At 44.0% G+C, this 22,199-nt stretch carries 17 protein-coding genes; 14 read left to right on the top strand and 3 right to left on the bottom strand.

Annotated features, from left to right (window positions below; translation table 11 throughout):
- Nucleotides 1-6: 6 nt before the first annotated feature.
- On the bottom strand, nt 7-2,655 hold the full coding sequence (locus tag IGJ74_RS01430) for a YfhO family protein (protein WP_087664793.1): 2,649 nt from the start codon (nt 2,653-2,655) through the stop codon (nt 7-9).
- Between the two features lie 162 nt (nt 2,656-2,817).
- The gene (rpmB, locus tag IGJ74_RS01435; RefSeq protein WP_005232504.1) at nt 2,818-3,006 is read right to left on the bottom strand and encodes a 50S ribosomal protein L28; all 189 of its coding nucleotides are present in this window, start codon (nt 3,004-3,006) and stop codon (nt 2,818-2,820) included.
- 266 nt (nt 3,007-3,272) lie between these two features.
- On the opposite strand from rpmB, the gene IGJ74_RS01440 reads away from it, so the two are divergent.
- The 14 genes from IGJ74_RS01440 to ftsY all read left to right on the top strand — a co-directional run bounded on the left by IGJ74_RS01440 (nt 3,273) and on the right by ftsY (nt 21,514).
- Entirely contained in the window at nt 3,273-3,635 is a 363-nt protein-coding gene (locus IGJ74_RS01440) for an Asp23/Gls24 family envelope stress response protein (protein ID WP_005227125.1), read from the top strand.
- A 46-nt stretch (nt 3,636-3,681) separates the two neighbouring features.
- Nucleotides 3,682-5,364 (top strand): DAK2 domain-containing protein, encoded by a 1,683-nt coding sequence (locus tag IGJ74_RS01445; protein WP_005232500.1) that lies wholly within the window; start codon nt 3,682-3,684, stop codon nt 5,362-5,364.
- A 111-nt stretch (nt 5,365-5,475) separates the two neighbouring features.
- Nucleotides 5,476-7,506, top strand: coding sequence for an ATP-dependent DNA helicase RecG (gene recG / locus IGJ74_RS01450; protein WP_034878138.1), 2,031 nt, complete (start codon nt 5,476-5,478; stop codon nt 7,504-7,506).
- A gap of 45 nt (nt 7,507-7,551) precedes the next feature.
- On the top strand, nt 7,552-8,571 hold the full coding sequence (plsX, locus tag IGJ74_RS01455) for a phosphate acyltransferase PlsX (protein WP_005232496.1): 1,020 nt from the start codon (nt 7,552-7,554) through the stop codon (nt 8,569-8,571).
- 110 nt (nt 8,572-8,681) lie between these two features.
- Nucleotides 8,682-8,924, top strand: coding sequence for an acyl carrier protein (acpP, locus tag IGJ74_RS01460; protein ID WP_005227129.1), 243 nt, complete (start codon nt 8,682-8,684; stop codon nt 8,922-8,924).
- A 322-nt stretch (nt 8,925-9,246) separates the two neighbouring features.
- Complete coding sequence (locus IGJ74_RS01465) at nt 9,247-10,254, top strand: ABC transporter ATP-binding protein (RefSeq protein WP_005232494.1); 1,008 nt, start codon at nt 9,247-9,249, stop codon at nt 10,252-10,254.
- Entirely contained in the window at nt 10,255-11,199 is a 945-nt protein-coding gene (locus IGJ74_RS01470; RefSeq protein WP_005232492.1) for an ABC transporter ATP-binding protein, read from the top strand. It begins immediately after the preceding gene.
- The gene (gene opp4B / locus IGJ74_RS01475) at nt 11,199-12,155 is read left to right on the top strand and encodes an oligopeptide ABC transporter permease (RefSeq protein ID WP_005227132.1); all 957 of its coding nucleotides are present in this window, start codon (nt 11,199-11,201) and stop codon (nt 12,153-12,155) included. The genes IGJ74_RS01470 and opp4B overlap by 1 nt, the downstream gene beginning before the upstream one ends.
- Nucleotides 12,156-12,218: 63 nt before the next feature.
- Nucleotides 12,219-13,088, top strand: a complete 870-nt coding sequence (locus tag IGJ74_RS01480) for an ABC transporter permease (protein ID WP_153883525.1) — start codon at nt 12,219-12,221, stop codon at nt 13,086-13,088.
- Nucleotides 13,089-13,104: 16 nt separating this feature from the next.
- Nucleotides 13,105-14,889: an oligopeptide ABC transporter substrate-binding protein gene (locus IGJ74_RS01485; RefSeq protein ID WP_008376345.1), complete on the top strand. Its 1,785-nt coding sequence runs from the start codon at nt 13,105-13,107 to the stop codon at nt 14,887-14,889.
- A gap of 213 nt (nt 14,890-15,102) precedes the next feature.
- Nucleotides 15,103-15,795 (top strand): ribonuclease III, encoded by a 693-nt coding sequence (rnc, locus tag IGJ74_RS01490; RefSeq protein ID WP_005227136.1) that lies wholly within the window; start codon nt 15,103-15,105, stop codon nt 15,793-15,795.
- Nucleotides 15,796-15,810: 15 nt separating this feature from the next.
- Nucleotides 15,811-19,389 (top strand): chromosome segregation protein SMC, encoded by a 3,579-nt coding sequence (gene smc / locus IGJ74_RS01495; RefSeq protein ID WP_218193348.1) that lies wholly within the window; start codon nt 15,811-15,813, stop codon nt 19,387-19,389.
- A gap of 12 nt (nt 19,390-19,401) precedes the next feature.
- Entirely contained in the window at nt 19,402-20,220 is an 819-nt protein-coding gene (locus IGJ74_RS01500; RefSeq protein WP_016619609.1) for a Cof-type HAD-IIB family hydrolase, read from the top strand.
- Between the two features lies 1 nt (nt 20,221).
- Nucleotides 20,222-21,514 (top strand): signal recognition particle-docking protein FtsY, encoded by a 1,293-nt coding sequence (gene ftsY / locus IGJ74_RS01505; RefSeq protein ID WP_087664795.1) that lies wholly within the window; start codon nt 20,222-20,224, stop codon nt 21,512-21,514.
- 282 nt (nt 21,515-21,796) lie between these two features.
- On the opposite strand, the gene IGJ74_RS01510 is transcribed toward ftsY, so the two are convergent.
- A complete protein-coding gene (locus IGJ74_RS01510) occupies nt 21,797-22,165 on the bottom strand; it encodes a BlaI/MecI/CopY family transcriptional regulator (protein ID WP_005227140.1) in 369 nt (122 codons plus the stop codon).
- Nucleotides 22,166-22,199 lie beyond the last annotated feature (34 nt).

A 22,199-nucleotide genomic window follows, 5' to 3' on the forward strand; every position in this document is an offset into this window, starting at 1 on the left:
TTTCGATTAGGTTTCTGGTGGTTGATCCATGAGTTGGCGTTGGTTGTCCAAGACTTGCTTTTTGGCTACTTGTTTCTGGTAAAACCAAGCAAACAAGATAAACAATGCGATGCAGCCAAAGAACAAGCAAACACCGATAACAAAGCCTTGCGGTAAGAAGGACAGTTCCAAGTGATGGGTGCCACTTGGGATCGTCACACTGATAAAGCCATCTTGAAAGGCCGTGATTGGGACTTCTTTGCCGTCAAGCGTAGCAGTCCAGCCCTTGTCATAAGGGATGGTTGTTACAAGCTGCTGCTCTTTTTCAGTCGTGATGTCGGCTTTGGCACTGCGTTTGCCGACAGTCATAGCGACCCCTCGTTCTTGGATCGCATCAATTGCTTGTTGGTAGGCGTTGGTATTCAAGGTCACGACTTGCGGGTTTTGGAAGGAGATTTCAGGCGTTCCGTAGAAGCTGACGGTGAATTGAACCGTCGTATCGGTCTCATAATGTCCTAAGTCGTAGTATTGACCGTTGATACTGATTTGCGTTTCTCGCTGCTGACCGTTGACTGTCACGGTGGCAGATGAGCTTTCCAATTCTCCGAAGTTGGCAGGGAAGAGACTCAAGTACGCTTGCGAGTTCGCCGGAACCTCCACTTGCCAAGTCACTTCTTTTGCGACATTGCTTTCTTGCTCAGTAAATTTCATATACATGCCGTCATTGGTGATATCTGTATTTTTACTATGGATCACCGTGATCGGCTGAAAGGCAAAATACTCTAAATTTAAATCGGCCAAGCCATTGAAAAGATTTTTCTGGCTCGTCAAGTTGTCGTTTTGCGGCTGTTCAATCGATTCGATGGTCGGTTCAGCCAAGAAACCTAGAGGTAACGCATTTTGATTTTCATAGAGCTTGTATTCACCAGATTCTCCGACTCGTTGAAAGCCGTATTTGGTGAGATTTGGCTTGGAGATATTGTATTTGATTCCTGTAAAAGCATCCATCAGCAAGGTATTATTCGGATAGCGGATATTTAAATTGGTGCCGCGAGACCGAAAGCCCAGCTTATCCAGGTAGCTTGAGGAATTGCGGTTACGAATTGAAGAAAACATGCTGACCCCGCTGTAGCCATAATTGATACTGTCGTTGGAAGAAACAGGATCAAGGTTTTCTAATCGGAAAAAGGTATCATTGTCTTCGTTGGCTTGAGTGACTAGTTTTTTGATGTCCGGATAAGGTTCTGTATACAAACTACGAGAAGCATAGTTCCAATCATTCAAAATTCCGCGAACCATGCCGCTCGTATTGACGGCCATTTCTCCGCAGACGAAGATCAGCATCAAGATCGTCACTCGTTTTTGTGTTAAAAGACCTAATTGCCCGAACCCAATACATAACAAGTAAAGAACAAAGAATACGATCGTTAGCGCAAAGGAAGTAGCGGAAACATATTCATAGGTTCCGGCTCCTTTCAATGCGTAGGAGAGGGCAAATACCACGATCGTAGAAAGACCAATAATGAGAAACAATCCGCGATCTTTTTGCTGAAGTTGCTCCCATCCGTATCCCGCCAGCATGATCACTAAGAAGGAGAACAAATAGGCATAGCGGAAAAGGAACATATTTGGGGCATGCATCCCATGCCAAAAAAGATTCATCGGCACGATATAAAAACTGGCGATCAAAACAGCAAACATGCCAGCGTATAAGAATTTATCTTTCAAGCGGATTTTCTTCGAAACAAAATATAAAATACACAACAGCAACGGCAATAAGCCGATATAGATGAAGGGAATGGAGCCGTATTTTGTCGTATCGTAAACACCGATCATGTTTTTCATCACGAGATCAAAGACATCGGTGGCTTCGGTTTTAAAGGAAGAAATCGTCGTCAATTCTTCCCCGTTCGACCGCAAATCTAATAAGGCAGGTAAGATGATCACCATTGAGGCGCCGCCAGCTAACAAAGAGGTGATGCCGTAAGGAATGATCGCCCCGCGAGCTTGCTTCCAGTTGCGACCCAATTGAACCAAGAAATACATCACGGAAAAGAGACCGATCATAAAGCCCATGTAAAAACTGGATAAAAATAACAGCAGATAACTGATAAATAACACGACTGTTTTTTTCTTTTTCACTAACCGGTCAATACCTAAAATCACTAGCGGTAGATAGATCATGGCATCAAGCCACATGATCAGTTCCGAATGGGCGGTGATGAAGGACATCAAGGCATAACAGACTGCTAAGGTCACATGCTGCCAACGTTGGATCTTAAAGGTTTGGCTGGCATAGAACCAAAACGCCAAGCCCGCACTGCCGATTTTGATCAAGGTTAAAAAGTACAGCGCATCTGGCATTAGCTGATTTGGGAAAAATAAGACGAGGGGAGTGAAGATTCCCCCTAAATAATAGGAGATCAATGCCAGATAATTTAAGCCTAAAGAGGCGTTCCATGTATAAAAGATACTTTGCTTGCCTAAGAGCATATTGCGAAAGCTGGCATGAAAGTTTGAGAATTGCGAAAAGGCATCACTGGCTAAGACACTGCGGCTGCTGCCGGGGTAGATACCGATGGTCAAATAGATCACTGCCATGATAAGAAACGGCAAGAAGAAACTAGCAAGCATATAAGGCCAATGTTGTTTGGCAAATGTTTTTATTTTCGTCACAAGAAGTCACCTGTTCTTTATCAATTTTTTCTTAGTTTACCACAGGTGAATCGATTAAAAAAACAAAGACCTATTTTCTTTAATGAAAACCTAAGTGAAAGCGCACCAAAGAAAAAAGGGTACAAAAAAAGCCGTTCAAAACGAACGGCCGAAAAGGTCTAATTATACGCGCTCAACTTTTCCAGATTTCAAAGCACGAGTTGACACCCAAACTTTTTTAGGTTTTCCGTCAATCATAACGCGAACTTTTTGCAAGTTAGGTTTCACAGTACGTTTTGTCGCATTCATTGCGTGAGAACGATTGTTTCCACTTGCAGTTTTACGTCCAGTAAAGTAACAAACTTTAGCCATGTGGTTATTTCCTCCTTTGCCTTGATGTTGGAGCGCTATTTCAGCTCATACCATCTGAATTTATCACAGAAAGGTGAAAAAAGCAAGAGTAATCTTCAAGAAACATTGACTTTTCCCAGTAAACATTGTAAATTAAACAAGGTCGAAATGCAAGACGTTTGGTCAGAAAGCCCCTTTTCATATGTCTCATCCTTTTATTTGCGGTACAGCTATGATAAAATATGTAAGAAGAAAGATGGGTCATGCCCATTGAAGGAGGCTATAAAATGGCTGTAAAAATTCAAACCTCATCAGGTATTATTGAAATCAGCAATGAAGTCATTGCAACAGTGGTCGGAGGCGCAGCAACAGATGTGTTCGGCATTGTTGGTATGGCTAGCAAGAAACAAATCAAAGATAACATCAATGAAATTTTACGAAAAGAAAATTATTCTCGCGGTGTCGTTGTCCGCCAAGAAGAAAACGGCATTGCAGTGGATGTATACACGATTGTTAGCTATGGAACAAAAATTTCCGAAGTTTCCCGCAACGTGCAGGAAAAAGTGAAATACAACTTAGAAACGATGCTAGGTGTATCTGCGAACTCGGTAAATGTATTTGTTCAAGGCGTACGTGTACTGCCAGATTAGGCAAGGGATCCGTTCATGGCGGATGATTTTAAGGAGGACTATCTAAGTGAAGGTAACGAATATCAGCGCAAGTCAGTTTCAAGAAATGGTGCAGGCAGGCGCGGCTCGTCTACAAGTTAATGCAGAGTTTGTCAACTCATTGAATGTGTTTCCTGTTCCAGATGGAGACACCGGGACAAACATGAATCTATCCATGACCAGTGGAGCAAAAGCTGTCGCAGATGCGACTTCAGAAAACGTCGGCGATCTTGCCGCTACACTTTCAAAAGGACTATTGATGGGCGCACGTGGGAATTCCGGCGTCATTTTGTCTCAATTATTCCGCGGTTTTTCTAAAGCTATCCCGACCGCAGAAACACTCACTGCACCAGAATTGGCTCAAGCCTTTACTCATGGAGTAGAAACCGCCTATAAAGCAGTCATGAAACCTGTGGAAGGAACCATCTTGACTGTGGCACGCATCTCAGCTGAATATGGCGAGAAAAAAGCACAAACTACCGATGATTGTATCGAAGTGATGAAAGCCGTGGTTCACGGCGCAAAACGTTCATTGGCGAAAACCCCTGATCTATTGCCCGTCTTAAAAGAAGTCGGCGTGGTAGATAGCGGCGGTCAAGGATTGTTGTTTATCTATGAAGGCTTCTTAAATGCATTGACTGGGGAATACCCAGCCGATGAAATCTTCGAACCTTCCCCAGCGGCTATGGACGAAATGGTCAATGCCGAACATCATCGCAGCGTTCAAGGGCACTTAGCGACAGAAGACATCACCTTTGGTTACTGTACAGAAATCATGGTGAAGATCGGTGAAGGTCCGACTGTAGATAGTGAATTTGATTATGAAACATTCCGTAATTACTTAAACGAGTTAGGGGATTCCTTATTAGTGGTCAATGACGATGAGATCATCAAAGTCCATGTCCATACGGAACATCCCGGCGAAGTTATGAATTATGGTCAAAAATTTGGCTCGTTGGTGAAAATCAAAGTCGATAACATGCGTCTTCAGCATGAAACGATCTTGGAACACGATCAGCAAGAAGCAAAAACTGCACCAGTAAAACGTCCGCGGACACCATTTGCGATCATCGCGATCGCGGCTGGCGAAGGCTTGAAAGAATTGTTTACTAGCCTAGGCGCTTCTTATGTCATCAGTGGTGGCCAAACGATGAACCCAAGTACAGAAGACATTTTGGTGGCAATCAATGAAGTCAATGCTGATCAAGTGATCGTATTACCGAACAACAAAAATATCTTTATGGCTGCGCAGCAAGCAGCGGAAGTTTCCGAGATTCCAGTAGCGGTTGTTGAAACACGGACGATCTCTCAAGGGATGACGGCGATGCTAGCCTTCCACGAGCAATCCACACTAGCTGAAAACCAGCAAGCGATGACTGATGTCTTAGCAAGTGTTGTCAGTGGCTCAGTGACCCATGCGATCCGTAATACATCAATTGATGGCATCGAAATCACAGAAGGCGACTTCTTAGGAATGGTGGACGGCAAAATCGTTGTTTCTGTTCCCGATCGTTTCTCTGCTTCTATGACTACCTTAGAAAAAATGATCACAGAAGATACTGAGATCGTCACCATCATTATCGGTGAAGAAGGCAAAGCCAAAGAAGCAGCGAAAATCGAAGAAGCGATCGTTGAACTGCATCCTGAGATCGAAGTAGAGATCCATCAAGGAGATCAGCCGGTTTATCCATATCTTTTCTCAGCAGAATAAACAAATTAGGCGGCGGGGGCAAAAATCATAGATGATTTTTGGCTCCGTCTTTTTCTATGAATGCAGGAACCTCTGCAATAAACAAAATCACTTTGGAAAAGGAGGGTACCTATGCTAAATCAGCCACTTACGGTATTAAAGGGTGTCGGGGAAAAACGCGCCCAAGACTTGGCAAGTTTAGGGATCGAAACCATCGAAGACCTGCTGAAGTATTATCCGTTTCGTTATGAAGACATTCAAGAACGGCAATTAGCGGAGATTCAAGACCAAGAAAAAGTAACGATCAAGGGGATCGTCGTTTCCCCGCCGGTCGTCAATCGCTTTGGTTATAAGAAAAGTCGGTTGCAATTTCGCATGATGCAAGACCACGATGTCTTTAATGTCTCCTTTTTCAATCAGCCTTATTTGAAGGATAAAGTAGAGGTTTCAGAAGAGATCGCCGTCTATGGCAAATGGGACGCCAAACGCAAAGGACTGACGGGGATGAAAATTCTCGGCAGCAAGAGCGCAGAAGACTTTGCCCCAATTTATCATGTCAATAAAGTCGTGCGTCAAAGTGTGTTGATCGAACTGATCAAACAGGCATTTCTTGATTTTGGTGATCAGATCACAGAGATCTTGCCTTTGTCATTGATCGAAAAATATCGCTTGTTGGATCGGAAATCCGCGATGTTTGCAATGCATTTTCCCAAAGATCCCCAAGAGAGCCATCAAGCGAAGCGTCGGGTGATTTTTGAAGAGTTCTTTTTGTTCCAAATGCAGATCCAAGGACTGAAGAAAAGCGAAAAAGCCGAGAAAAACGGCTTGGCGATCGATTATGATGTGCAACGCTTGAAAGAATTTACTCGTAAACTGCCCTTTGAATTGACGAATGCGCAAAAGCGCGTGACCAATGAAATCTGCCATGACCTGAAAAGTCCGCAGCACATGCAGCGGCTCTTGCAAGGAGATGTAGGGAGCGGGAAAACAGTCGTTGCGGCGATCACCCTCTATGCTACGATGACGGCTGGCTTTCAGGGCGCACTGATGGTGCCGACTGAAATTTTGGCCCAACAGCACCTAGAAAGCTTGAATCAACTCTTTGACCCCTTAGAAGTGACCACCGCTCTTTTGACAGGCTCGACCAAACCAAAAGAACGGCGGGTCATCTTAGAACAATTAGCAGCCGGGGAGATCGATATCATCGTTGGGACCCATGCGCTGATCCAAGAAGGGGTAGACTTTGCACATCTTGGCTTAGTCATCACCGATGAACAACACCGTTTTGGGGTCAATCAGCGAAAAGTCTTAAGGGAAAAAGGCTATCTGCCTGATGTGCTCTTTATGACCGCCACACCAATCCCACGTACGCTAGCGATCACGGCTTATGGCGAAATGGATGTTTCGGTGATCGATGAGATGCCGGCAGGACGGATTCCTGTAGAGACGCGCTGGGTCCGGCCACCGCAGTTTGAATCGATCTTAGAGTGGGCGCAAAAAGAATTGGCCCAAGGGCATCAGATGTATGTCATCTGTCCTTTGATCGAAGAATCCGAAATGCTGGATGTCAAGAATGCCACGGAGATTTATGAGCAGCTACAAAGTTATTTTTCCCCAACCTATCAAGTAGGGATGCTGCACGGGAAAATGAAGAATCAAGAAAAAGACACTATTATGGAAGCATTCAAAGAAAATCAACTGCAGATCTTGGTTTCCACGACGGTCATCGAAGTAGGGGTCAATGTTCCCAATGCGACAGTGATGCTGATCATCGATGCTGATCGTTTCGGATTAGCCCAGCTCCACCAATTACGTGGACGGGTAGGACGCGGCGCCGATGCTTCTTACTGTATTTTGATCGCGAACCCGAAAAATGAGACGGGGGTCGAACGAATGAAAATCATGACAGAAACCACCAACGGCTTTGTAGTCAGCGAAAAAGACTTGCAGTTGCGGGGGCCAGGAGAAGTCTTCGGCAATCGACAATCGGGCTTGCCAGAGTTTGCGGCTGCCGATTTGGTCGCGGATGCCCATATTCTAGAAGTGGCACAAGTCGAAGCTACCCAGCTTTGGCAAAAAAACGGCTGGCAGCTGTTGCCAGAATTTTCGGCATTGGCGAACTATTTGGCAGCAAAAAAAGCAGACAAACAATTTTTTGATTAAAGAATATGCTATACTGATTGGGAAAATGAAGGGAGTGGCAGCGAGATGCGGATTGCTGTTGATGCAATGGGCGGAGACAACGCCCCAAAAGCGATCGTAGAAGGAGTCATGCTGGCGAAAAAAGACTTTCCAGAGATTGAATTCCTCCTTTACGGAAAAGAAAATGAAATCAAAAAATACATGACGGATGATAAAAATGTCACTATCATCCACACAGATGAAAAAATCAATAGTGATGACGAACCCGTCAAAGCAATCAGACGGAAAAAAACCGCTTCAATGGTCTTAGCGGCACAAGCAGTGAAAAATGGCGAAGCAGATGCGATTTTTTCAGCTGGAAATACCGGTGCCTTGTTAGCGGCTGGTTTGTTTATTGTCGGTCGGATCAAAGGAATCGATCGTCCAGGATTGATGTCCACAATGCCAGTGATCGGCAAAGATGCTGGCTTTGATATGCTGGATCTAGGTGCCAATGCCGACAATAAACCAGAACATTTGGCAAACTATGCCGTCTTAGGATCCTTTTACGCCCAAAAAGTTCGTGGGATCAATCGACCACGGGTCGGCTTGTTAAATAACGGAACGGAAGAAACCAAAGGTAGTGAATTAACGAAAAAAGCCTTTGAACTGCTGTCAGCGGATCCTACGATCCACTTTATCGGCAATGTCGAAGCCCGGGAATTACTGGATGGTGCAGCTGACGTCGTCGTGACAGATGGCTTTACTGGGAACGCTGTTTTGAAATCGATCGAAGGAACCGCCTTGAACTTGATGGCGTTGTTGAAACAATCGATTCTTGATTCAGGTACCAAAGGAAAATTAGGCGCATTGTTACTGAAAGATGCATTGCGGAAAGTGAAAAATGAAATGGATTATGCGAAACATGGCGGGGCCGTATTGTTTGGTTTGAAAGCACCAGTCATCAAAACCCATGGTGCGACAGGACCAGAAGCGGTAGCGTACACCATCAAGCAGATCCATACGATGCTAGCAACAGATGTCGTGGCACAATTGGTCGCCCACTTTGAAGAAATGCCGGCTGCAAAAGACGAAACGCAATCATAATGCAATCATTGTAATGAAATTGCAAAAAAATCTAGACAAAAAGCATAGAAAGCAGTACAATGTTTGTTAGCCATTCTATGTTTTGTGCAAACGCGTGGAGGTGAAGCCAGTTGACACGAGATGAAGTATTCAAGAAAGTTGCGGTCGTGATCGCCAATCATTTTGAAATTGACGCAGAGAACGTAACGGATACGATGAGCATTAAAGACGACTTGAACGCTGATTCGATCAGTGTGATGGAATTCGTCCTTGAACTAGAAGATGAATTTGGTACCGAGATTTCTGATGAAGATGCCGAGCAGATCGAAACAGTCGGTGGAGCGGTTGATTATATTTCAAGCCATCTTGCTTAAGACAGACATAAGAGCTAAGTCCTAGATGACTTAGCTCTTTCTTTCTCATAATTGATCCGCTGTGATTTGGGCGGCTTTTCATTAGAATCGAAATCAAAAAAACGATCGTTAAACCTGACATGACGGCGTTGGAAGCGTAATGTAAATTTTCTGAAAATTCAGTGTATTAAGTTTTCTGGGACTTGCATTATTGTTAGCATTTCTATATAATTATTAAGAATATATTATACAATGTTAAGAAAGCTTTTGGAAATGAAATGCATGTTCCTTCTTTTTTACATTAAAACGCAAGACATCTTAGAAAGTAGAGAGGGGTATTCGATTGTCCAGAGATAATCAATTACTAGATGTTCAAAACCTTCACACAGGTTTTCGTATCAAAGACGATTACTATGACGCAGTAGATGGTATTTCTTTTACACTGGATCGTAATGAGATCTTAGCAATCGTAGGAGAATCTGGTTGCGGAAAAAGTACGTTGGCTACAACGATCATGGGGCTACATGACCCAAACAACACGAAAATCACTGGGGAAATCTTATATAAAGATTTAAACTTGTCAAACTTAAATGAAACGTTATACAACAAAATTCGCGGAAATGATATTGGGATGATTTTCCAAGATCCGTTGTCTGCACTGAATCCGTTGATGCGGATCGAAGACCAAATCAAAGAAGGTTTGTCTTATCATACAGATATGAATGCCGAACAGCGCCAAGCACGAGCATTAGAATTATTAGAACAAGTTGGGATTCCAAATCCGCCACGTGTAGGACGTCAATACCCTCATGAATTGTCTGGTGGGATGCGTCAGCGGGTCATCATCGCGATCGCGATTGCTTGTAAACCGCCAATCATCATTGCGGATGAGCCAACGACAGCGTTGGACGTGACGATCCAAGCACAGATCCTTGATCTACTAAAAGATTTGCAAGAAGAAACGCAAACGGGGATCATTTTGATCACCCACGATTTAGGTGTCGTAGCAGAGATGGCCGACCGAGTAGCCGTAATGTATGGGGGACAGTTTGTGGAAGTCGCATCAGCCGAAGAGTTGTTTGCCAATCCGAAACATCCATACACCCGCTCATTGCTTAACTCGATCCCTCAAGAAAATTCTCAAGACAGTGAACTGCATGTGATCGAAGGGGTGGTTCCTTCCTTGAAAAATATGCCTCGGACTGGTTGTCGGTTTGCTGCACGGATTCCTTGGATCCCTGAAAGCGACCACGAAGCAAACCCAGTCTTGCATGAAGTAGCACCTGATCATTTGGTCCGTTGCACATGCTACAAGCATTTTCATTTTAGAGACGAAGAAGGAGAAGTGTAGATGACAGAATTAATTACAATCAAAGATCTGAAAGTCCACTATCCTATTCGCAGCGGATTCTTCAACCGCGTCACGGATCACGTGTACGCCGTTGATGGTGTGGACTTCGTCATTGAAAAAGGAAAAACCTACGGATTGGTTGGTGAGTCTGGTTCTGGTAAATCCACAACTGGGAAAGCTATCGTTGGGTTAGAAAAAATCACTAGCGGCGAAATCATTTATGATGGGCAAGACGTGACTAAACGTTCTGTCCGCAAGAAAATGAACTACAACAAAGATGTCCAAATGATTTTCCAAGATTCAATGTCTAGCTTGAATCCTAAAAAACGTGTGGTGGACATTATCGCAGAACCATTGCGCAACTTTGAACGCTTAAGCGATCAAGAAGAGAAAACACGTGTGAAAAGTTTGTTGGATATCGTTGGGATGCCAGAAGATGCCCTATACAAATATCCTCATGAATTCTCTGGCGGACAACGTCAACGGTTAGGGGTTGCCCGTGCGGTAGCTTCCAATCCAAAACTGATCGTCGCCGATGAGCCGGTTTCAGCTCTTGACTTATCCGTGCAAGCACAGGTACTGAACTTTATGAAACGGATCCAGCAAGAATTCGGCTTAAGTTTCTTATTTATCTCTCATGACTTAGGGGTCGTAAAACATATGTGCGACAATATCGCCATCATGTACAAAGGCCGCTTCGTTGAGATCGGGACTCGGGAAGATATCTACCAAGACCCGCGTCACATCTATACAAAACGTTTATTATCAGCGATTCCTCAAATCGACGTAAAAAATCGCGATGCTCACAAAGAAAACCGCCGCAAGGTCGAGTTGGAATATGTGACCCATCAAAAAGATTACTACGACGAATCTGGCAGAGTGTATGACTTGCGTAAAATCACCGAGTCGCACCAAGTCGCATTGAAAAACGGGGGTGCTGAATAATGTGGAAAACAATTCTACGTCGTTTGTTGTTGATGATCCCACAAGTCATTATTTTGAGTATCTTGATTTTCTTGATCGCACAAGCAATGCCTGGGGATCCATTTACTGGTTTGATCAATCCAAACCAAGATCCAGCTGTTATTGAGCGGATGCGTGAAGCCGCTGGTTTGAATGACCCATGGTATACCCAGTATTTCCGTTGGATCGGAAATGCCTTAAAAGGGGACTTTGGACAAAGCTTCATCTTTAAATTGCCTGTTTCAACATTATTAGCAGGACGTATCAGCAATACATTGTGGTTATCTTTATTGACGGTCATTTTGACTTACGTGATTGCCATTCCTTTAGGGATGTGGGCAGGACGTTACCAAAATTCATTGCTTGATAAAGTCGTCGTTGTTTACAACTTCTTCAGTTTCGCCGTACCGTTGTTTATCTTTGCGTTGATCGCATTGTTCATCTTCGGTTACCGATTGGCTTGGTTCCCAACGGGTGGTTCCGTTGCACCGGGGGTCAGCGGCATGGCTGAGTTTTGGAGTCGCTTGTATCACCTACTATTACCGGCAATCACTTCTGCATTATTAGGAACAGCAGTGACGATCCAATACTTGCGAAGTGAAGTCATTGATTCGAAATCATTGGATTTCGTTCGTACCGCTCGTTCAAAAGGGGTACCAACGAACAAAGTCTTCTCACGTCACGTTTTCCGGAATGCATCGTTGCCGATCGCATCACAAATGGGCTACGAGATCACGTCATTGATCGCAGGTTCTGTGGTCATTGAGAAAATCTTCGCCTACCCAGGTGTCGGAAAACTGTTTATCGATAGTATCGTCCAACGGGACTATGCCGTGATCACTTCACTGACATTGATCTTAGGACTAGCGACCTTGATCGGTACGCTGCTGTCAGATATCATCATGAGTATTGTCGATCCAAGAATCAGAATCCAGTAATAGGAGGGGATAAATGTGTCTGAAAAGAAAGAAAAAGTACTAAAACAAGAGAGCATCCCGCCTATGGGATTGAAAATGATTTTTCGCGAATTCTTAAAAGATAAAATGGCGATCTTTTCATTAGTTTTGTTAGTCGCAGTTTTATTATTCGTGTTTATCGGCTCGGCAGTTATCGATCAATCACAAGTGATGCGTGTCAGCATCCTTGATAAATACGCTGTACCTGGCGCGATTTCGCCAAACGGCGGCACCTACCTTTTAGGGGCGGATGAAGGTGGCCGTGATGTTTGGGGACAATTGATCATCGGTGCGCGTAACTCAATCTTGATTGGTTTTTCAATCACGATCATTACGTCGATCGTTGGGGTCGGACTAGGGATCATCTCAGGTTACTACGGCGGCATCATTGATAACATTTTGATGCGTATCGTTGACTTCGTTATGATTTTGCCGATCATGTTGATCATTATCGTTATCGTATCGATCGTACCTCGTTATAACGTTTGGACCTTTATATGGGTCATGAGTGCCTTTTACTGGGTCGGAAAAGCAAGGCTCTTCCGAAGTAAGACCCTTTCAGAAGGCCGTCGCGACTATGTTAGTGCATCGAAAACCCTCGGAACCAATGACTTTGTCATCATGTTCCGCGAAATCATGCCGAACCTTAGCTCATTGATCATCACCAACTTAACAATGAACTTTGCAGCGAATATCGGTATTGAAACGACACTAACATTCTTAGGTTTTGGTCTGCCGACCAATGTTCCAAGTTTGGGAACACTGATCGGATATGCCAGCAGCGGTGATGTGCTGGTCAACAGACAGTGGATCTGGTTACCCGCATCAATTCTAATTTTAGTCTTGATGTTGAGTATCAATTACGTTGGTCAAGCATTTAAGCGTTCAGCGGATGCGCGTCAACGACTAGGATAAACAAGGAGGATACAGGATGAAGAAAAATATTTTTGGTATGGTCACTCTTTTGTCAGTGTTAGCATTGGCAGCTTGTGGCAGCAACGGCGGCGGAACCGATTCTTCTGGTGGCGGCAATGCAGCAAACGATACGGAAGATGTAAGCAACTTCCCAATCGAAGTTAGCAATGATGCAGAGGCAATCGAAGGTGGTACTTTGGATGTTGCAGTAGTGATGGATACGCAATTCCAAGGGTTGTTCCAAACAGAATTTTATCAAGATAACTATGATGCACAATTTATGTTGCCAAGTAATGAAAGTTTATTCGTCAATGACGCTGATTTCAAAATTGTTGACGGCGGGGCTGCAAATCTTGAGCTAGATGAAGACAACAACACAGCAACAATTACTTTACGCGACAACCTGAAATGGTCTGATGGCGAAGATGTTACGGCAGATGATATCATCTTCACATACGAAGTAATTGGTAACAAAGATTATACTGGTATTCGTTATGATAGTAACTTTACTAACATTGTTGGTATGGAAGATTACCATGATGGCAAAGCTGATACTATTTCTGGTATCACCAAAGAAAGTGACAAAGTCGTTAAAATCGAATACAAAGAAGTTCACCCTGGTATGATGCAAGCAGGTGGTGGTATTTGGGCTTCTGCATTACCAAAACACGCCTTTGAAGGAATCGAAGTCAAAGATATGGAATCAAGCGATCAAGTTCGTAAAAATCCAATCGTCTTCGGACCATATGTAATGTCAAATATCGTAGCTGGTGAATCCGTAGAGTACGTTCCAAACGAATACTATTATGGAGATAAGCCAAAACTAGATAAATTATCATTTAAAGCAGTTCCAACTTCATCTATTGTTGAAGCGATGAACGCAAAACAATATGATATGGCTTTATCAATGCCGACAGATACGTATCCTACTTATAAAGATACTGATGGTTATCAAATCTTAGGCCGAACAGATACTGCTTACACCTATTTAGGTTTCAAATTAGGTAAATGGAATGCTGATGAAGGAAAAGTAGAATATAATCCTGATTCAAAAATGGCTGACAAATCATTGCGTCAAGCAATGGGGTATGCATTAGATAATGATGCTGTCGGAAGCCGTTTCTACAATGGCTTGCGTACAAATGCAACGACATTGATCCCACCAGTATTTGGCTCATTACACAATACAGATGTTGAAGGTTATACTTTAAACATCGACAAAGCAAATCAATTACTTGATGATGCTGGCTACAAAGATGTCGATGGCGACGGTATGCGTGAAGACAAAAATGGTGAGAAATTGACCATCAACTTTGCTTCAATGTCCGGTGGCGAAACAGCACAACCGTTAGCAGATTACTACATCCAACAATGGAATGAAATCGGACTTGATGTACAATACACAACAGGTCGCTTGATCGACTTCCAAGCATTCTATGACAAATTGGAAAATGATGATCCTGAGATTGATGTTTACCAAGGTGCATGGAATACTGGCTATGACCCATCACCAATGGGCTTGTATGGACCTAACTCTGCGTTCAACTACACTCGTTTTGAATCAGAAGAAAATACGAAATTGCTAGAAGCAATCGATTCAAAAGATTCGTTTGACGAAGCAAAACGTAAAGAAGCGTTTGATGCATGGCAAGAATATGCTGCTGATGAAGCATTTGTTATCCCAACACTTTACCGTAGTGCGGTGTTACCTGTATCAAATCGTGTCAAAGACTTCACATGGGCCTATGATGTGAATTACAATCCTTGGGCAACAATTTCAGTTACAGCTGAATCTCGTTAATCAATGATCGATGAAAAGACGTCCTTTCTGGGACGTCTTTTTTCTTGTTTTTTTGCAGGTATCTGAGGAAAACAGGCTTTTTTTATACAGGAGAAGAATAAGTAGATAAAATTTTATTACGGTCTTTCCAAGAATTTGGAGGAAACATTTCATAATTCGGCAAAAACCAGTATAATAGGGAAGTGTCGATAAACTAATGAAGGAATGTGACAAATGAATACACAATTAACGAAAGAACTAAAAGAAAAGTTTGATATTGTGTTCCATGATGTAGATCTGCTTGAACAAGCGTTTACGCATTCATCTTATGTGAATGAGCACCGCAACTTGCACTTGTCAGATAACGAACGTTTAGAGTTTTTGGGCGATGCTGTCTTAGAGTTGATCGTTTCACGGTATTTGTATCGTGAATTGCCAGATCTGCCCGAAGGTAAGCTGACGAAGCTACGGGCGGCAATCGTTCGCGAAGACAGTTTATCCATGTTTGCCAAAGATTGCCGATTCGATGAATACATTCGTCTAGGCAAAGGGGAAGAAAACTCTGGCGGTCGTAAACGACCTTCTTTGCTTTGTGATCTATTTGAAGCCTTTTTAGGTGCGTTATACTTGGACCAAGGACTGGAAAGTGTCAGCGGCTTTTTGACGAAAGTTGTTTTTCCAAAAGTAAAAGCAGGTGCTTTTTCCCATGAGATGGATCACAAGACCCGCTTGCAAGAAGTCTTGCAGCGTGGCGGCGATGTTTCCATCAACTATCGTTTGATCAAAGAAGCAGGCCCCGCCCATGAACGGATTTTTTGGACGGAAGTCTATTGCGATGATACCTTGATCGGAAAAGGACAAGGAAAATCGAAGAAATTATCAGAACAGGACGCCGCGGCGAATGCCTTGGCAGATCTTGAACAGTAAGAGAGGACTGGCGGAGTGTATTTAAAACGAATAGAGATTGCCGGCTTTAAATCCTTTGCCGACCGCACAGTCATTGATTTCGAACATCGTGTGACTGCAGTCGTCGGACCAAATGGCAGCGGCAAGAGCAATATTACCGAAGCGATTCGTTGGGTTTTAGGAGAACAATCTGCCAAAAATCTACGTGGTGGCAAAATGCCTGATGTTATTTTTGCAGGTTCTGACACCCGCAGAGCGCTAAATATAGCGGAAGTGACGATCGTTTTAGACAATAGCGATCATTACTTACCGATGGATTACAGTGAGATCAGCGTGACTCGCCGCTTGAGAAGAACCGGCGAAAGCGACTTTTTCTTAAATAAACAAGCTTGTCGCTTAAAGGACATCCAAGAGTTATTCATGGATTCTGGGTTGGGGAAAGAATCATTTTCGATCATTTCCCAAGGCAAGGTAGAAGCAATTTTCAGCAGCAAACCAGAAGACCGTCGTGGGATTTTTGAAGAAGCGGCGGGGGTATTGAAGTACAAACAGCGGAAAAAGAAAGCCGAGCAAAAGTTGTTTGAAACCGAAGACAATTTAAGCCGTCTACAAGATATCATTTATGAACTAGAAGATCAGTTGGTGCCTTTGGCAGCCCAAAGTGACGCAGCCAATCGCTTTTTAGCGTTAAAAGAAAAATTGACGACGGTTGATGTGGCCTATGCGGTCTTAGAGATCACGAAAGCAAAAGAAGCGTGGGAGACAGCCAAAGCTCAACTGAGTACCTTTAACCAAGAACTGGCGCAGATTTCCGAAAAGATCAACCAAGGGGAACTGTCGCTACATTCTTTGCGGCAACAACGTACCGCCTTTGATGAAACGTTGGAGCGTTTGAATCAGCAGCTTTTAGAGGTCACCGAAGGACTGAAGCAAGCCGAAGGGCAAAAAGAAGTCTTAGATGAGCGATCAAAACATACGCAAAAAAGCTCCGCGGAATACCAAGAAACCCTAGAGGAAGTTACGGAACGGGTCACGCTTTTAAATGAAGAAAAAGCGGAACTGATTGGCTTGCTTTCACAAAAGAATCGGAGTGTGCAGGAAGTTGAAGCAGCGATGCTGGCGTGTCAGCAAGAGCAGGAAAAGTACCAACGTTCAGCAAAAGAAATCATTGAAGAATTGCGTAGCCAATATGTCGAAGCCATGCAAGAGCAGGCAACGATCGGAAACGAATTGAAATACTTGGAGCGTCAATACCAGCAAGAAGCCGCGAAAAATCAAACGGCGTTGAGCAAGCAGACGCAAATGAATACGTCGTTGAAAGAAAAGACGACGGAAGCGCAAATCGTGGAAGAACAGCTAACGCAGGCTAAGGCGATTTTAGAAGAACAACGCAAGCAATATATCCATCTTCAAGAAAAAGCTCAAACCAACAAAAAACGCTTTGATGAAGAACAAAAGAAAATGTATCAGTTAATGAGTCAAGTGCAGCAAGTACGTGCGAAACAGCGCAGTCTGCAAGACATTCAAGAAAATTATAGCGGTTTTTATCAAGGCGTTCGCTTGATTTTGAAAAACAAACAACAGATCAGCGGCATCGTTGGCGCAGTAGCGGAGTTGATCGATGTGCCACAAGACTATACCGTGGCGATCGAGACCGCACTAGGCGCCGCTGCACAGCATGTCGTCGTTGAAAATGAACGAGATGCACGGGCAGCCATCACGTATTTGAAAGAAAATCGCGGCGGTCGTGCCACTTTCTTACCGTTGACGACCATCAAAGCCCGTCATTTGCCAGATTATGCCCGCAATCAAGCCAAGCAAGTGTCTGGCTTTATCGGTGTTGCCAGCGAATTGGTCCAGTCGCCTGAACACGTCCAAACCATTACGGATAACTTGTTAGGCAGTATCTTGATTGCCGAAGACTTGCAAAGTGCCAATGCGTTAGCACGGGCATTGAACTATAGCTATCGGGTCGTTTCCTTAGAAGGGGATGTCATGAATGCTGGCGGTTCCATGACAGGTGGCGCAACGAAGAAAAATGCCGGTAGTTTGTTTAGCCAAAGCAATGAGCTACAACAATTGACGGCACAAGCGGCGCAATTGGATGAGCGGCTTTTAAAAACAGAAAAGCAAGTCCAGCATTTTGAAGCAGCGACCAAAGAAGCACAAGCAGCACTAGAAGAATTGCGGACGCAAGGGGAACAGGCTCGTATGACGGAGCATGAGCTGCAAAGCCGCTTACAAAATCTTGAGAATGACCTGAGCCGCTTGAAGCAAGAGCAGCAAGTGTTTGATTTTGAACATCGCGAAGTGCAAGCCTTCTTTGAAGAATATGATGAGAAGAAGACGAGTTTGGAAGAACAGCAAAAGAATATTGCGGCGCAATTGGCGAAAATCGATCAAGATATTCATCAAATGAATGCCGAAGAAGACTTGATCGAGGAAAAACGCCAAACCTTAGCACAAGAAAGTGCGCGCTTGCAGGCAGCTTTCGCCGTTCAAAAAGAACAAGTGGCGCATTTGCAGCAAAAAATTGCCGCTACGAATCAAGCATTGGAAGAAAACGAAGCGCGTCAGCACTCCTTAGAACGGCAGTTAGCTGCCTTGACAAGTAACGTCAGCGATCATGAGTTTTCAGAAGAAAACATTCTTCAGCGAATTGAAGCATTCACAAAAACCAAGCAGCAGGTAACAGCGGAATTGACGGTGATTCGTGAACAACGGCAAGTGGTTCAACAAGAAATCGGCGCATTAGACGAAGCCCTGAGTGCTGAAAACTTAACGCAAAAAGAAAAGCTGTCAGAAAAAACTGAAGTTGAGATCGAAAAAAATCGCGCAGAATTGGTGATGGACAATCGTTTGTTGTATTTACAAGAAGAATACAATCTCACCTTTGAAAAGGCCGCGCAAGATTTCCTTGAAATCGAGGATGCAGAACAAGCCAAAATCGACATTCAGGAACTAAAACATGCGATCGAGCAAATTGGTCCAGTCAATTTAAATGCGATCGAACAATATGAACAAGTCAATCAACGGCATTTGTTCTTGACGAGCCAGCGAGATGATCTGCTGTCGGCTAAAGCACAGCTGTTTGATACGATGTCTGAAATGGATGAAGAAGTCAAAACCCGTTTCGGCGAAGTCTTCGATGCGATCCGTCTGCAATTCAAACAAGTATTTCCTAATATGTTTGGCGGCGGTCATGCGGAATTAGTCTTAACAGATCCGAAAGATTTATTGAACACTGGGATCGAGATTGAAGCCCAACCACCGGGCAAGAAATTGCAAAACCTCAGCTTGCTATCAGGGGGCGAACGGGCGCTGACTGCGATTGCGTTATTGTTTTCCATTATTCAAGTTCGTCCAGTACCATTTTGTGTGCTTGACGAAGTGGAAGCAGCATTGGATGAGGCCAATGTCTCTCGTTTCGGTCATTACTTGAGTGCTTTCCAAAATGATACGCAGTTTATCGTCGTGACCCACCGCAAAGGAACGATGGAAGCCGCAGATGTGTTGTATGGTGTGACCATGCAAGAGTCTGGAGTGTCGAAGACCGTGTCCGTGCGCTTAGAAGAAGTGCGTGAAGGCGGTAGTTTTGCAGCAGATCAAGCATAGAGGAGGAATGGTATGATTAAACTGATTGCGATCGATTTAGACGGAACGTTATTGAATGACAAAAAAGAAGTGACTCCTCGCAACAAAGAGGTACTTGCTCGTGCCAAAGCACAAGGCGTAAAAATCGTCATTTGTACGGGACGTCCATTACGGGCGATCCGTCCCTATTTAGAAGAATTATCGCTGAAAGAACCCGGCGACTATAGCATCACCTTTAACGGCGGTTTGGTTCAAAAAAATGAGACTGGCGAGATCATTGAAAAAGCAGCGATGCAGCTGGCAGATATCCATGAATTGGTTTCAGTGGCGGAAGACTTAAATTTGCCTTTAGACGTGGTATCAGAAGAGATCGTCTTGAGTTTGCCGACTTCAGCAGCGCATCCATCGATTTATGGCTCCTTGAATCCTTTATTGGATTGTCGTCCTTTTGCCGTAGCTGATCTGGATGAATCGATGCTCTATAATAAAGCGGTGATCGCCTACCATCAGGAAGTTTTGGATCCTAAGATCCCTGAGATTTCCTCAGAGATCCGCGAGAAATATGAAATCATCAAAAGCCGGAATAACCTGTTGGAATTTATGCCTAAAGGAATCACCAAAGCCTATGGTATCAGCCTATTGGCGCAAGATTTAGGGATCAAGCAAGAAGAAGTGATGGCGATCGGTGATGAAGAAAATGACTTGCCGATGATTCGCTATGCAGGGATTGGCGTAGCGATGGCCAATGCCGTGCCAATCATTAAAGAAGCGGCTGACGTTGTCACCCTTTCAAACCAAGAAGACGGTGTAGCAGCAGTGATTGAAGAATATGTCTTAAAAGGAGGTGCGTAAGATGGGATTTTTTGACAAAATCAAAAAAGCGCTGATTGGAGAAACCAAAGAAGCAGAGCAAGAAATCGACAAACCGATAGTCGATGCTGACTCACCAGAGGCACAGCGTTCAGAAGAAAGCCAGCCAGCACAAACTCCTGCTGAACAAGGCGCTTCAGAACCAGTGGCACCTGCAGAAGCCGCCGACTCCAGTGATTTGGAGGCAGAGCAAGAAACTGCGGAAGTGTCCCCGCAGCAAGAAGCAACGACAGCGAATAAAGGAGAAGAGGCACCAAGTATTCCAGAAGAAGTGGCTAAGGATACACCATCAGAGGAAGTACCAGCTTCTGAACCAATCCTTCAAGCAGCGCCAGAGACGGAAAGTGTGCAGGACAAATACACCAAAGGATTGACGAAATCACGGAAAACCTTTGGGCAACGGATGAACGAATTGTTTGCCAACTTCCGTACGGTGGACGAAGACTTCTTCGAAGAAGTGGAAGAAACGCTGATCGGCGCAGACGTCGGCTTTGATGCGGCGATGAAGATCGCGGATGCATTGAGACAAGAAGTCAAATTGCGTAATGTGAAGAAAACGGCAGATGTCCAAAATGTCATCATCGAAAAATTGGTTGACCTATATGGGGAAGCGGGTGTCGGTGAAGTCAACGAGTTGAACATGCAACCGGGGTTGACCGTCATTTTATTTGTTGGCGTGAACGGTGTTGGAAAAACCACCAGCATCGGGAAATTAGCCCATCAATTCAAAGCCGAAGGCAAGAAAGTCTTATTGGCTGCAGCGGATACTTTCCGTGCCGGTGCCATCGATCAATTAGTGGTCTGGGGTGAACGGGCTGGGGTTGAAGTCGTTCGTGGCAATGCAGGAGGCGATCCAGCAGCGGTTGTGTTTGATGCGATGGAGCGCGCAAAACGAGAAAATGCTGACGTTTTATTAGTAGATACCGCTGGTCGTTTGCAAAACAAAGTCAATTTGATGAACGAATTAGAAAAAATCAAACGGATCATTCAGCGAGTGGACCCAACGGCCCCTCATGAAGTCTTGCTCGTGTTGGATGCAACAACGGGGCAAAATGCCATGAATCAAGCAAAACAGTTTAAAGAGACGACGGATGTTTCTGGCCTCGTCTTAACCAAACTTGATGGCACAGCTAAAGGAGGGATCGTCTTGGCGATCCGTAACGAGCTGCGGCTGCCAGTCAAATTAGTGGGACTTGGAGAAGGCATCAACGATTTAGAACCATTTGATCCAAATGAATTTGTCGTCGGCTTATTCAAAGGCTTGATCAAAGAATAAAAAAAGAAGAGCCCTGTGTCAGGTCAAATACCTGCACATGGCTCTCCTTTATTGTTGCTTTTGTGAGATCAAAGGGAAGAGAAAACGGGTCGTCGTCTCTTTCCATGAGCTTGACTTGTGACGGAAAGCTGAGAACACTTGGCGTGGCAAATGTGGGTACAGCGATGCACGACTTTGCCAAAAATCAGGAAAAGCAGTTTGAACGATTCGTTTTCTTCTGCGCTGTCTAAAAACTTTGGGAAGTATCAGGCAGAATACAACGAGTTGAACGAGGGGGAAAGATTATTTCTTAAGTTCCCCTTGGCGCTCAGTGATCATTTTTTCCAAGTTGTTCAACGTATCGATATCTTTATTGGTTTCGATAAAGTTCGTAATCAAATTCAATAAAGATTGATCAGACAATTCTGCTGCTAAGAAGTCTTCTTGGGTCACATTCGGAGAATACAACCGAGTCAAAACAGTACCGCTGTAGCCGATATCTGCTACTTTCAATAAGTCGTGGTTTTTTAGTTTACGTACGACTGCTTGAATGGTATTCTTGCTTAGATCTTGCTGTTGGACAGCAATGTCATTTGCAGAAAGAGGTTTGTCTGAATTCCAGAAGATATTCATGATTTGACGTTCGCGTTTGGTAAGATTAAGTGGCTTCATTCACTATTCTTCCTTTCAAAAAGAGTAATATGGA

This window comes from Enterococcus sp. AZ009 (genome assembly GCF_050548785.1).
GTDB lineage: Bacteria > Bacillota > Bacilli > Lactobacillales > Enterococcaceae > Enterococcus_D > Enterococcus_D entomosocium.